The 12878-nt window shown below is 65.7% G+C and carries 11 protein-coding genes; 5 read left to right on the top strand and 6 right to left on the bottom strand.

All coding sequences use genetic code 11. The features are described from left to right. Positions 1-371: 371 nt before the first annotated feature. A complete protein-coding gene (locus AC5RWX_RS08560; protein WP_494097265.1) occupies positions 372-1337 on the top strand; it encodes an ornithine cyclodeaminase family protein in 966 nt (321 codons plus the stop codon). A gap of 352 nt (positions 1338-1689) precedes the next feature. Here AC5RWX_RS08560 and AC5RWX_RS08565 read toward each other — a convergent pair whose 3' ends face one another. From AC5RWX_RS08565 to AC5RWX_RS08575, 3 genes are all read right to left on the bottom strand, one after another. Continuing rightward, on the bottom strand, positions 1690-2925 hold the full coding sequence (locus AC5RWX_RS08565) for an MFS transporter (protein WP_494097266.1): 1236 nt from the start codon (positions 2923-2925) through the stop codon (positions 1690-1692). A gap of 146 nt (positions 2926-3071) precedes the next feature. Beyond that, positions 3072-3770, bottom strand: a complete 699-nt coding sequence (locus AC5RWX_RS08570; RefSeq protein WP_493939431.1) for a matrixin family metalloprotease — start codon at positions 3768-3770, stop codon at positions 3072-3074. A 426-nt stretch (positions 3771-4196) separates the two neighbouring features. Then, complete coding sequence (locus AC5RWX_RS08575; RefSeq protein ID WP_493939430.1) at positions 4197-5486, bottom strand: MFS transporter; 1290 nt, start codon at positions 5484-5486, stop codon at positions 4197-4199. Positions 5487-5788: 302 nt separating this feature from the next. On the opposite strand from AC5RWX_RS08575, the gene AC5RWX_RS08580 reads away from it, so the two are divergent. Beyond that, positions 5789-7462, top strand: a complete 1674-nt coding sequence (locus AC5RWX_RS08580) for a ribonuclease J (RefSeq protein ID WP_493939429.1) — start codon at positions 5789-5791, stop codon at positions 7460-7462. Between the two features lie 67 nt (positions 7463-7529). Here AC5RWX_RS08580 and AC5RWX_RS08585 read toward each other — a convergent pair whose 3' ends face one another. Then, the gene (locus AC5RWX_RS08585; RefSeq protein WP_493939428.1) at positions 7530-8726 is read right to left on the bottom strand and encodes a M14 family zinc carboxypeptidase; all 1197 of its coding nucleotides are present in this window, start codon (positions 8724-8726) and stop codon (positions 7530-7532) included. 186 nt (positions 8727-8912) lie between these two features. Beyond that, positions 8913-9641 carry a TMEM175 family protein gene (locus AC5RWX_RS08590; RefSeq protein WP_494097267.1) on the bottom strand — a complete coding sequence of 243 codons (729 nt, stop codon included), beginning with the start codon at positions 9639-9641 and terminating at the stop codon, positions 8913-8915. Positions 9642-9754: 113 nt separating this feature from the next. Between AC5RWX_RS08590 and AC5RWX_RS08595 the strand changes: the two genes are divergently transcribed. Together AC5RWX_RS08595 and AC5RWX_RS08600 are read left to right on the top strand one after the other, a co-directional pair. Continuing rightward, positions 9755-10195, top strand: a complete 441-nt coding sequence (locus AC5RWX_RS08595; protein WP_493939426.1) for a helix-turn-helix transcriptional regulator — start codon at positions 9755-9757, stop codon at positions 10193-10195. Between the two features lie 9 nt (positions 10196-10204). Continuing rightward, a complete protein-coding gene (locus tag AC5RWX_RS08600; RefSeq protein WP_493939425.1) occupies positions 10205-10609 on the top strand; it encodes a VOC family protein in 405 nt (134 codons plus the stop codon). Positions 10610-10761: 152 nt separating this feature from the next. On the opposite strand, the gene AC5RWX_RS08605 is transcribed toward AC5RWX_RS08600, so the two are convergent. Beyond that, the gene (locus tag AC5RWX_RS08605; protein ID WP_494097268.1) at positions 10762-11817 is read right to left on the bottom strand and encodes a LacI family DNA-binding transcriptional regulator; all 1056 of its coding nucleotides are present in this window, start codon (positions 11815-11817) and stop codon (positions 10762-10764) included. 110 nt (positions 11818-11927) lie between these two features. Here AC5RWX_RS08605 and AC5RWX_RS08610 point away from each other — a divergent pair, with 110 nt between their 5' ends. Beyond that, positions 11928-12827 (top strand): ABC transporter substrate-binding protein, encoded by a 900-nt coding sequence (locus AC5RWX_RS08610; protein WP_494097269.1) that lies wholly within the window; start codon positions 11928-11930, stop codon positions 12825-12827. The last annotated feature ends 51 nt before the right edge of the window (positions 12828-12878 follow it).

Below are 12878 nucleotides of genomic sequence, written 5' to 3' on the forward strand. Positions count from 1 at the left end.
TTTGAACACCGGGTTCGATAACTGAATAACCGGACGGTTTAGCTACTGTACAAGAAACATGACGCAGCTAACAAGTAACGCAAATAACAGCGCGGGGTCCAGCACAGCGGCGAAGATGGGCTCCCGGGGTCTGCCCGGGATGGCGTTCGTCTGCCCGGAAGTGGGGCGGGTCTGCCGGGGTGGCAAGGGCCGGTGGCGCTGGCCGGCCCTGGGTGGCGCTGGTTGCGCCGCGCGGTGCTGATGACGTGGTTCCGGTCACGAAAGCTGAAACCGCGCAAGGATGGACGTAGACTCCGGCCAACTGGCACTCGGGCGGCCCGCCAACGGTTGTCCGCGCACGGGTCCGTTGACCGCCGCTGAAAGGAACCGCTGTGACTATTCCCTATTACGACGCCGGGGCCGTGCGCTCCGCCCTTCCCTTCGGCCGGGCGGTGCGCGCCATCGAGGAGGGCCTGCTGTCCGGCGTTGACCCGGAAATGGACAGCCCGAGGCTGTTCAGCCCCGCCCCGGACGGGGAATTCCTGCTCATGCCGACCGAGGGCGGTGGAGGTTATTCCGGCGTGAAGGTTGCAACGATCGCGCCATCCAACCCGGCCCGCGGACTGGAGAAGATCCAGGGCATCTACGTGCTATTCGATGCCGAGACGCTCGCCCCGCTGGCAACCATGGACGGCGCGGAACTCACGGCCATCCGCACACCGGCCACCACCTTGGCTGCGGTGAAGAACATCGCTGCCGCGGCTCCGGACGGCGAGGGTTTCGGGGACGCTCCGCAGGTGCTGGTCTTCGGTGCCGGAGTGCAGGCCCGGAGTCACATCCGTGCTGCCCGGGCCGTCTTCGCCCAAGCCAGCTTCGCCGTGGTCGGCCAGCGTCCGCACCGGGTGGCGGAACTGGTGGCCGCGCTGGCCGCCGAGGGGATCGCGGTGGCCGACGCGACCGGTGAGCCGGACGCGGCAGTGGCGAGCGCCGACGTCATACTGTGCGTGACGTCCTCGCCGGTGCCGCTGTTCGACGGAAAGCTGCCCAAGGACGGGTCGATCATCGCGTCGGTGGGGCAGCACGGGCTGGATGCCCGCGAGGTGGATGCGGCGCTGGTGCTGCGCAGCGACATTGTGGTGGAAGGCCGCGCGTCCTCGTGGCGGGAGAGCGGGGACCTGATCCCCGCACGCAGCGTGGAGGAGTGGCAGCAGATCCAACCGCCCAACCTGCGCGACCTGATGGAGGGCAAACTGGTCCGGCGGCCGCGCACCTGCTGCTTGTACACCGGCGTGGGCATGGCCTGGGAGGACCTGGTCACGGCCGCCGTGGTGTACGAAGAGGGCCGGCCGGAGCAGTAGCCCGCGGGAGAGGTTCCTTGCGGTGGCAACTGCGCTGCTGATAGACCGGCGGTCGGAGCATCAGGGGCCGTGGGCGGACACCGCCGTACAGTGGGCGCCACATTGGTCCTCCGAGGTGAAGGACTCCTGATGCTGAAGGCGCGGCGTACCTGGTAGTCAAAGGCTGGCAGCAGTCCGGAGGGTCAGCTCTTCTTGGGCTGCGGCAAGCAATGTGGCGCATCCTGTCCGGGGCGCGAGGCGGCAAGAGGTCGCCATCACCGGTCGGTCACAAGGACCACAAGCCGGCGGCAACGGGCGGCCCCGCCCGGCCCCGCCCGGCCCCGCCTCCGCGGCGCCAGTGGCTGGACCAGTGTTACGGCACAGCGACTTTTCGTGCCGCCCGGCCGTGCACCAGGTGATAGAGCGGAATGCAGGCGACCATCAGCCCGCCCAGCCAGACGTACATGCCGTTGAAGCCAGTCAGCGGCACGAGCAGGCCCAGCGCCACCGGGCCCAGACCGGTGCCGATGTCCAGCATCAAGTAATACGTGGCCAGCGCCGTGCCGAACCTGCGCTCCGGAACCAGCCCGACGGTGATGGCCTGGGTCCCGGGCAGCAGGGTGCCGAAGCCCAGTCCGCTCAGCACCGCGGAGGCGAGGACAACCCAGACCGCCGGCCCGAGCGCCAGCAGCGCCAGTCCGGCGGAGAACAGCGCCATGGCCGGGTAGATCACCACGTTGTCGCCCCGGCGGTCCTGGATCCTTCCGGCGGTCAGGCGCGACACCAGCACGGCGGCGGCAAACACGCCAAAGAACAGAGCGGCCGCATCCGCGGCACAGGCCGCGTCCGCGTACGAGGCCAAGAAGGAGAGCACGCCGGAGTAGGCTAGGCCAGCCACCAGCAGCACCGTGGTGATCGGCAGGACCGCCGGCTCGAAGACCTTCGCCAGCAGGCCGCCGGGACTCCGACGCCTCTTCTCCGGCTCGCCGCCGGAGGCGTGGTGATGGACGACGGCGGCGGGCGCTGGCGGTGCCTCGGGCAACCGCAGGATGAGGGTCACCAGCATCGCGGCCACGGAACAGGCCGCGCAGAAGAGGAAGACGCGGTCGTAGTTCCCGCCGACCACCAGCAGCACCGCCATCAGCGGGCCGATCGCGGTGGCCAGCGTGGTGGAGACCGCGAAATAGCCGGTGCCTTCACTGCGCCGGGTGGGCGGGATCAGTGCCTGCGCACCGGCCGTCACCGCAGTGTTGGCCAGGCCGAATGCCACCCCGTGGACCAGCCGCAGCACCAGCAGGACCGTCAGCGAGCCTGCCGGAACGTATAGCAGGGACACGGCCACGAAGGCGGCCAGGCTGATCAGCAGGATCCGCCGTCGGCCCACGTTGTCAATCAGTGGCCCGGCGAAGAACCGCGAGACCAGCGCCCCGACGATGAACGCGCTGGACGCGAAACCGGCCCCGGCGTCGGAAGCCAAGAACCGCTGCGCCGCATAGAGCGCCATGGACGTCATCAGCAGGTAAAACACTATGTAGATGAACAGGTTGGTGCCGATTGCCAGTACAAAGTTCCTGCTCCATAGCTTTTCCTGCACGCGGTCGGCCTCCATGCCTGCTTGGTCCCGGACATCGCAGCCGTGGCCGGACGCCACGGATGACCCTGCGTCCCAGACTATGCCGTGGCGGGGCGGCAGGGGGCGACCCACGACGGGCTGTAGGGCGCCGCCGTAGCTGAAAGAGCCTTCGAAAATGCAGCCTATAGTCCGGGGACGCACGGTCCGGTGCCCAGCTGTGCCAGACCGGCCCGGTCGCCGTCGGCCAGCGAGGTCACGCCGTTTGCCTCGGCATGCATTAATTGCTTCGGGTCATCAACGTGTGCCAGCCCCAGCACGTGCCCGAGCTCGTGAATGATGACGGACCGTACATGCTCTCGCCCGTCTGGATAACCAAGGGTTTTCTGGAGCGCCGGTGCGTCCAAGGCGATCTGGCCGGCAACGAGAACAAACGGAGTTCCGGGGGCACTAACCCAGGAACTGCCGCCCAACCCGGCAATATTTCCCGCCAGCCCGGACACCTCGCTGGGGTCCGACCAGGTGATCAGCACCGGCGCCCACCTCTTGCCGTACCGATCCGGCTGGAAGCGTTCACGTCCTTCCTCGGCGAAAGCCTCGTCGGTGTGGCCGTCATAAACGAATTGGAGTCCGCTGCCAGCCGCGACCTCTGCGATGGCTTCTTCGATCAGCCCCTCGGATCCCGGCGGCGCGTTATCGGGACGGACCACGTAGTGGATCGGGCGGCATGGGTCATAAGCGACGAAGGGCTGCGAAGTCCCCGCCGGTGTTGAGTACAACTGATAGGCATCCGAATCCGGAACGGTGGGCGGGTGGCCGAGCGGCGTCTCAGAGGCTTCGACTCCGCGGGGTGGTACGTCCGCGCCCGGGAGGTAGGGCGCCACCGCGGGCATAATGTGCCTGCTGAATAGGCCCGGGGCAAAGCACAAGGTGATGGCAAAGGCGAAAGCCAGGCCAGTGGAGAGGCGGCCGCGCCAGGGTGAGCGTGTGCGTCGCGGCTTGTTGCTGCGGCGGTTTTTTGCCTTCGGCCGCTGGCTGGATGTGGTGTCGCTTTTGTTAAGCCGCGATGCAGACAACTGCGCAGTAGCTTCGTCTCTGGCCCATTGAGGAATCCGGCCACTTGGAGAACGTTTGATGCTCAGCTCAGCGTGCGGCGTTTGCGCATCAGTAGCCGCTTTGTGTGCGTCTGGCCGGTGCCGCACCTGTTCCCCTCACCGTTCCCATCGAATGGCAACATAATACGTTTCACCAAGTGAGGTTGGTAGGACGCGAGGCTACGCTCGAGCGGCTGCTGGGCACCGCCGTCGTCCTCAGGGGAGTGGGTGTCGCCGCTGGGATGCCTGCACGGCGGACAGACAGGCAACGCCGAACGTCACGGTCAACGCGAGGACCAGGAGCAGGAGAGAGGTCCAGCCGCCGGTCACGGTGTGCAACCACCCGGCCACGGGCGGGGCGCAGGTTGCGGCCAGATATCCGCCGGTCTGGATGCGCGCGGAGGCGGTTGCGGCCTCACGGTCGGTGCGCGCGATGCGGGGAATGACGGAGAAGATCACGGTAAACCCGCCGCCTTGGGCAATGCCGCCCGTGAACGACCACAGGAGGTAGGCGTCGGGAGCCAAAAGGAGGCCGACGGGCAGCGTTAGCCACAGCACGGCAACGCCTGCGGTCGGCACCCAGGACCGGGTGCGCGCCGCCAGGAGCGGCACCCCGAGCGCGCCGACAATCGCCGCGACCTGGAACAGGGAAGCGCTGGCTCCGGAGGCCGTAGGGGAGAGGCCCCGAACATCGGACAGCAGCAGCGGCAGCCAGGTGGTGGTCGCGTAGTAGGCGGCCGACTGTCCGCAGAACGCCACGGTCAGCACGGCAACGATCCACCTGATGCTCCGTCCCCGGAGGGCCTCCGGTGCCCGGACAGGCGGGGTGCCGGGTCCGTCGGCGCTGCGGCCGCCTGCTCCCGATGCGCGGGCGGATGGCTGGTCGGCCGCAGTGCTCCGCTCAGGCCGAAGTGCTGCGCGCTGCCGTCGCGCCGTCGGAAGCCAATAGGCCAAGCCAATAACCACCACGACGCCCCAGGCTGCCAGCGCCCACCGCCACCCGACGAGTGCAGCGAGCGGCGCAGTGCCCAACACCGCTGCCATGGACCCGACGTTCATGATGGCCGAGTATGCGCCGGTGACCGCTGACACCCGGTTCCATGGCACATCGCGGCGGATTAGCACGGGCACCACGATGTTGCCCAGCGTGATGGCGGTAGCGATGATTGCGGTGCCTGCAAAGACCACGGGAGCCGGGCCCAGGGATCGGATGACAGTTCCGGCCAGGACGCCCCACAGGCACAGGAGCACGGTGGCTTCAGGACCCCATCGCCCGATGGTGCGGGTGGCCAACGGGGTGGCCAACGCGAAGATCAGCACCGGAAGGCCTGTGAGCAGCCCCGCGCCGGCGGCGGTCAAACCGATGTCGGCCTGGATGTCGCCGAGGACGGCGGTAGGAGCGATGATCGGGGCGCGCAGGCTCACGGCGAGCATGGCAATGCCCAAAACTACCCACGGCAACGACGGCCGGGAGGCGAATACGCGGTCCGTCGCTGGCTCCTTCACTTCGTTTTCAGGGTGGGCCGAAGTCCGGTAGCCACCTCAGCCACCCTAGCCGACGGACAGTTGGCGTTTCGGACGAAAAGGCGAGCACCGCCGTCGTCGTTAGGGGAGGGCTTGTGGCGCTGCGCCGAGCGGAGCCCGCCCGCGATGGTAAAGTCGGGGCAAGTATGCTTTCCGTCCACAGTGCTGCGCGGAACGCCGTCGAAGCGCCTTGGGTGTATCGGCCAACTAAGACTTCAGTGCCGGCTACTCCGGCGTAGGGCGTCGTAGCCCGCAAATAAATAGCACCAAAGAGATCGGGATCCATGAACACCAAGCCGCTACAAACTCCTCCGAAACTTGCCAAGGGCGCCATGCGCATTGTGCCGCTGGGCGGGCTGGGTGAAATCGGCCGGAACATGACGGTGTTCGAGTACGGCGGCAAGCTGCTGATTGTGGACTGCGGCGTGCTGTTCCCGGAGGAGCAGCACCCGGGCGTGGACCTGATCCTGCCGGACTTCTCCTACATCCGGGAGCGGCTGAACGACGTCGTCGGCATTGTCCTCACCCATGGGCACGAAGACCACATTGGCGGTGTGCCGTACCTGTTGAAGGAGCGCGCCGACATTCCGGTAATCTCGGCGAAGCTGACGCTGGCGTTCGTGAAGACCAAGCTGCAGGAACACCGCCTGAACGCCAAGATGGTGCAGGTCAAGGAAGGCGACCGGAAGAAGTTCGGCCCGTTCGACCTGGAGTTCCTGGCCGTCAACCACTCCATCCCCGACGGCCTGGCTGTGGCCATCCGCAGCGGCGCCGGACTGGTGCTGGCCACCGGCGACTTCAAGATGGACCAGTTCCCGCTGGACCGCCGGATCACCGACCTGGCCGGGTTTGCGCGGCTGGGCGACGAGGGCGTGGATCTGTTCCTGCCCGATTCCACCAACGCCGAAGTTCCCGGTTTCCTCGCCGCCGAGGCCGATCTGGTGCCGGCCATCGACACGGTCATGCGCACCGCCCCGCGCCGCGTGATCGTCTCCAGTTTCGCCAGCCACGTGCACCGCATCCAGCAGGTCATCGACGTGGCCCACAAGTACGGTCGCAAGGTCGCTTTCGTGGGCCGGTCCATGGTGCGCAACATGACGACGGCGCGCGAGCTCGGCTACCTGAACATCCCGCGCAACGTGCTGGTGGACTTCAAGGAACTGGAGAAGCTGCCGCCCACCAAGGCCGTGCTGATCTGTACCGGCTCCCAAGGCGAGCCGATGGCCGCGCTGGCCCGGATGGCCGGCGGCGACCACATGATCGACCTGACCGAGGGCGACACCGTGCTGCTGGCCTCCTCGCTGGTGCCCGGCAACGAATCGTCGATTTACCGGCTGATCAATGACCTGACCAAGCGCGGAGCCAACGTAGTCCACAAGGGCAACGCGAAGGTGCACGTCTCCGGTCACGCCTCGGCCGGCGAGCTGGTCTACTGCTACAACCTGGTCCGCCCGAAGAACGTGCTGCCCGTCCACGGCGAGCACCGGCACCTGAAGGCCAACGCAGAATTGGCCATCCGCACCGGTGTGGACCCGAAGCGCGCGCTGATCGTGGAAGACGGCACCACCATCGACCTGAAGGACGGCGAGGCACGGGTCTCCGGCCAGATCGCGGCGGACTACGTCTACGTGGAGAACATGGTGGCCGGTGCGGCCACCGAAGCCTCCCTGCAGGACCGGCTGCGGCTGGCCGAAGACGGCGCGGTCACCGCCTTGCTGATCGTCAACCCGGACACCGGCCGTTTGGAAGAAGAGCCGGAGTTCTTCCCGGTGGGCTTCGCCCCGGCGGTTGAGCAGCTGGAGAAGGCCACCGGCATCGTGGAGAAGACGCTGATGCAGCTCCGCGGGGACAAGACCGGTCCGGAGGCCGAAAAGGCGATCGCCCAGGCCCTGATCCGCTGGTCCGACCGGGCACTCCGCCGCAAGCCGGTAGTCACGGTCATCATCGTCGAGGCGTAACCCTTTACCTCACACACAGCAGCGCCCCTGCCCGGCCGGGCAGGGGCGCTGCTGTCGCTGCAACTGGTTACGGGACCGGGATGGTCCCCGCGTAGTCGGTGTTGTAGCCGGTGACCGGCTGGTGCGGAATCTCTTCCCAGCGGTCGGCGTCTTCCTGCTGGACTTCGCCGGTGGCCAGGCCCAGCAGCAGTTCCTTCATGGCGAGCAGGTTCTGCTTGATGCTCTTGCCGCGGGCCTTCTGGCCCAGGCTGCCGTCGGAGGTGTTTCCGGAGGTTTCAAAGAAGACCACCGGGTTGGAGTGACCCTCCGGATTCATCCCCTTGTAGTCCAGCCCCAGCATCATCGCCGACACCACGCCGCCCTTGATGTCGATCTCCAGGCCGTTGCCCACCTGGTAGCGGTCCATGTTGATGGATCCGTACTTGGACAGTTCGTCATAGACGTGCACGTGCATCTGGCGGGTCAGCTCGTCGTAGGCGCCGTCCTTGATCCCCGGCAGGGTCGGCCCGCCCGGAGCCAGCGAGATGCCCAGCGACAGCGTGACATCGTCACCGGTGCCCCATTCCTTCTTTAGGCCCTGGTGGTGGATGTCGATTCCGTAGGCCGGCTTCACATCGGTCCAGTATTCGTAGAAGGCCAGTGATTCGTTTGCCGCGAATCCGTTGGGTGTCCAGTCCCGGTTCAGGTCGATTCGCTGCTCACGCCCGTTGGAACCGAACTCCGGCAGGTTGTTGGCCTGGTCCCAGAGGATGGTGTGGCGGATGTTTGCTTCCGCGCCGTCCGGGTTGTACATCGGGATGAAATGGAAGGTGAACTTTTCGCGCAGCAGCTGGTAGTCCGCCGACCCGTTGGTGCCCAGATCCTTCAGCAGCGTGAGGATTGAATCGGTGCCGTAGGGCTCGTTGCCGTGGATGCGGCCCTGGATCCACACGTGTTCGGCGCCGTTGCCGACCGTGGCCACCCAGAGATCGCGGCCCTGTTCCGACTTATTGACCTGCGTGCCCGCTTCTTCCAGCGTGAAGGCGTCTACGCCATAGCGGCTGGTCTTCTCCAGCTTCCGCAATTCCTTCACCACGTCGTCGTAGGTCAGGATGCTGGAGATATTGGTGTTGCCCTCGGTGGAGGGGAAATTGGCGTCGGCCAGCACCGGGGTGGCGGCGCTGAAGGGAATGACGACGGCGAGGGCGGCCGCCGCTGCCAGGCTGCGGTAGCGCTTGGGTTTGGTTGGTAGTGGGTTGGTGCTGCTCTTGGGCTGGTGCTTCACTGCATGTCCTCCAAAGGTTGAGCGATTCATCCCCTAATTCGGCCGGCTGAGACGGCGGCGAGCAAGGGGACCGGCAGCTCGCGCGAGCTGCCGGTAAGCAGAGGCTAGCGGGGCGTGCGGACATTGCCCAGAGCCCGCCGCGGAATGCGGACGAATCATGCGAAAATTTCGCTCAGCCGCGCCGGATCATTGGCCTGTTGTTGATTGCTGGACGCGGGTCGCGAGGATGCCCGAGACGGGTCCTAGCACGATGAGCGCAGCCCAAGTGATCTTCCCCGCCGTGCCGCCGGCGGCCAAAGCGACGGGAATCGACACAGCGAAAACCAAGGGCGGAACGAGGAAATCGAGCACGAAGGCTGTGTGGTGCCGCGGCGTCATCGGGTCGATCTCTAGACCGTGCCGACGGGCGATCTCAAACATCAGCAGTTGGGCCAAGGACGCCAAGATGATGTTCGCGGCGTACAGTACGGTCGTCAGCTCCAGCAAAGATGTTTCCGGGTCGCTCACGCCCTGTGTGGTGAACGGAATCAGGATGACGAACGCGGCGGCCAGGAGGTTGGCCGTCGTCGTGGCCGAGTCGAGTGCGGAGAGCCGTTTGATCAACCGGAGGTTGATCCGCCAGAACACGGCGATCACCGCGAAGCTCAGGGCGAAGCCGGCGAGCTGGTGCACGACGCCTGATTCGAGCAGCGCCCGAGGGTCCTGCCAGGCTTCCGCGGAGGGAGCATCGATGTTCGTGACCAGCAGCGTGATGGCGAATCCGTAAATGACGTCGTAGAAGCTGAGCCCGCGGTCGAACTCGCTGGATTCGCGTGCCAGCACCACGGCGTTGCGCGCCGTAATCCCTGCTTTCGGACGGGAAGCTTCGGGGCCAGCCGCGCGGGCAGCCTGCTGGCCATCAAGTCGCTGTTCCACGTGTTTAGCGTCGCGCAACCGAAGTGGCAGTGCAATGGTTTATGGAAGTTGGCGGATTCAGGGCAGCCTCGGCAGAACTTCCGACAGCTTCGGTAGAGCGGTAACCTCAAGCTGTGAATCCTGAGGAGCTGGCCAACTTGGCCCATCTGCGGCGGGCACGCGACCTGATTGACCGCGATTATGCCCAGCCGCTCGATGTGTCAACGATGGCGGCCAAGGCGCTGATGTCGCCAGCCCACTTCTCCCGCCGGTTCAAGGCAACCTATGGCGAAACGCCCTACAACTACCTGATGACCCGGCGGATCGAGCGGGCCATGGCACTGTTGCGCGCCGGCTGGAGCGTGACGGATGCGTGCATGGAAGTGGGGAGCACCTCGCTGGGCTCCTTCAGCACCCGGTTCACCCAACTGACCGGCGAGAGCCCCAGTTCCTACCGCAGCCGCAGGCATGAGGCGGCCGAAGCGATGCCGCCCTGCATCGCGAAACTGCTGACCCGGCCCATCGATCCGCGATCGAGCAGGAATCGAGAAGCGCCGGCTCCGGCCTCTGCGTAGGTTGGCCGCATGACTATTTCACTCCAGTACTGCAACATCACCGTCAACGACCCTGCCGAATCCATCCCCTTCTACCGGGACGGCCTCGGCTTGGACGTCCGCAACGACGTCGCCAACGGAGGCTTCCACTGGATCACCATGGGCAGCCCCGACCAGCCGGAGCTGGAGTTGGTGCTGTCCGCTCCGCACGCCGGCCGCTCCCAGGCAGACGGCGACCAGCTCCAGGAGTTGCTGGTCAAGGGCGTGCTTCCCATGCTCGTCTTCAGCACCGACGACCTGGACGCCCTCTTCGAGCGGCTGGTCTCCTTTGGCGCGGAAGTCCTGCAGGAACCGATGGACCAGCCGTGGGGCCCGCGCGACTGCGCCGTTCGCGATCCATCAGGCAACATGATCCGGATCAACCAGAACAGGTAACCCCGCCAGAACGACGTCGGCCGCTCACCTCCCAAAGGCGAGCGGCCGACGTCGTCATCGCTTGGTCGCGGCAGTGGGGCGGGATTTTTCCTTGGGCGCTGTCCGGCGACCCAGCAGCCTTCGAATCAGCCACTCCTCCCGTGGCAAAGGCCCTAGCTGTGTGGCGGCATGGTCCATTGTTCCGCGGGCCGCAGCCGGAACACGCGATGGGCATCTTCCCGGACTCCTTTTTCCAGAAAATTGACGAGGAGGCGGACGGCACTTCGCCCGGGGCCCTCGGGGTCTGCAGATTCCATATAGTTGACCCTCGGGTCGTGGATGGCCTGCTCGGAGGTCGCCGCGGAGGAGACGACTACATCCCCGGGGATTCCCACCCCCAGAACTGCTGCGGCTGCGATGATGGCACCGGAGTAACTCTCGTTAAGGCAATAGACCGCATCGGGCCGATCGGTGGACAGCAGCCGGTGGGCGGCCTGCCCCGCGTCTTCGCTGGGTCCCAGAGCCGTGATTCGCGCCTGGACTCCATGTGCCTCGCACCAGGAGGAAAACGCCGCTTCTGTTTCCGCCGTGTAGCGGTCAATGATGGATCCCGTGAAGAGCGCCATGTGGGTTGGGGTACGCCCGGCCACGGCCTGGCTTTGGCGGGCCGTGAGGTCGAGGATGTCATGCACGGAACGACCAACATTGCCCAGGACCGCCATCTGCTGGTCCCCCTTCAAGCCCCTGACGAAGCCGCCGTCGGCGACCAGCGGAATACCCCGGTCGGCGCAGAAGGCGACTATGGGGTCGTTGTCCAGGGGGTCGACCACGATGACTCCGTCTACGAGCGGGAAGGAATCAGCGAGGTCATCCGCCTTCGGTGAGGCAGCGACCACGGAGTAGCCATGGTCCATTGCCTCGATGGCGGCGTCGGAAATAATGCCGCGGTAATAGGGCAGGTACGTGTAGCGCCAGACGGGGGAGTTCCGGTAGCTCACCAGAACGCCTAAGACCCGTGTCTGTCCCATCCGCAACGCTCGGCCAGATGGGTTTGGCTGGTAGCCGAGCCTCTTGCCGGTGGCCAGGACCTTTGCCCGCGTTGACGGGGCCACCTCGCCCTTCTTGTTGTAGACGTTCGAGACAGTTGCTGTCGACACCCCGGCAGCGACAGCAACGTCCTTGATACGAACGCGCGGTGCCGCAGCGCCCCTGCCCGGCCGCTCCATCATGTGGCGTGGATCCCTCTGTTGTGTGATGTGGTTGACACCTTCCATGCATCTGCCCCTACAATTCTAAGCGATCGCCTAAATCGATTTAGGCACGGCCGAAAGGACCTGATATGCGACTCTCCCAAATGGTGGCTACCTCCGGTGCGGTGGCACTGGCGTTTGGCTTGGCGGCGTGCGGAAGCTCAGGGGGCGCCGGTGCTGATTCCGAGGATGCTGCCGCTGACGCGAAGCCGGCGTCCTACGGCGACTGCGCCGTGTCCGGCCCAGGGGGCACGCACGAGCTTGACTTGATTAAGGAGGGGACCATCACGGTGAAGGCAGACCTCCCGTCGCCGGGCTGGTACAACGGCGACACCGTCGAGAGCATCGCAAGCGGCTTTGATTTCTGCTTGCTTGCCAACATCGCGCATCGGGCTGGGGCCGAGAACATCGTCCTGCAGAACACTTCCTTTGACGGTCTCGTCGCAGGAAAGGCGGGCGACTTCGATATGACGCTGAACCAGATCACGATCACCGACGAGCGCAAGCAGGTCATGGAATTCTCCGAACCTTATTTCCAGTCCACGGCTGGCGTGCTGGTCAAAAAGGACTCTTCCGTCAACGAGCAAAACCTTCCCGACTCCCGGATCGGTGTCAAGCAGGGGACTGTGGGGCAGATGCTGGTGGCGGACGTGATCAAGCCCAAGACTGAAGTGGCTGTTTTCCCCGGAGACCCGGAACAGCAGGCTGCCGTCGCAGCAGGCAGGATCGATGCCGGCATTCAGGACCTCAGCATCGTTCTGGGCGCAGCGGCGAAATCCGGCGGCGCGTTGAAGGTGGCGGGCCAAATCCCCACCGACGAATCCTACGGCGTGATGATGCCCAAGGGATCAACCAACGTCGACACCGTCAATGAGATCCTCGCCGAGCTCCGCGCGGACGGCACCCTCGATAAGCTCGGCTCTACTTATCTTGCCGACGCCTACGGAGTAGACCCCGCCACGATCCCCATTTGGGACGACATCAAATGACGGGTGTTTTCCCGCCCATAACTTCCTCCCCTCGGACGGGAGGCGTAAAAG

It is taken from the genome of Arthrobacter sp. SPT-J7 (assembly GCF_059089965.1).

Coding starts and splice junctions, on each gene's coding strand:
- AC5RWX_RS08565 (WP_494097266.1), bottom strand. CDS start 2,925: ATGGAGGCCGACCGCGTGCAGGAAAAGCTATGGAGCAGGAACTTTGTA.
- AC5RWX_RS08580 (WP_493939429.1), top strand. CDS start 5,789: ATGAACACCAAGCCGCTACAAACTCCTCCGAAACTTGCCAAGGGCGCC.
- AC5RWX_RS08600 (WP_493939425.1), top strand. CDS start 10,205: ATGACTATTTCACTCCAGTACTGCAACATCACCGTCAACGACCCTGCC.
- AC5RWX_RS08605 (WP_494097268.1), bottom strand. CDS start 11,817: ATGATGGAGCGGCCGGGCAGGGGCGCTGCGGCACCGCGCGTTCGTATC.
- AC5RWX_RS08610 (WP_494097269.1), top strand. CDS start 11,928: ATGCGACTCTCCCAAATGGTGGCTACCTCCGGTGCGGTGGCACTGGCG.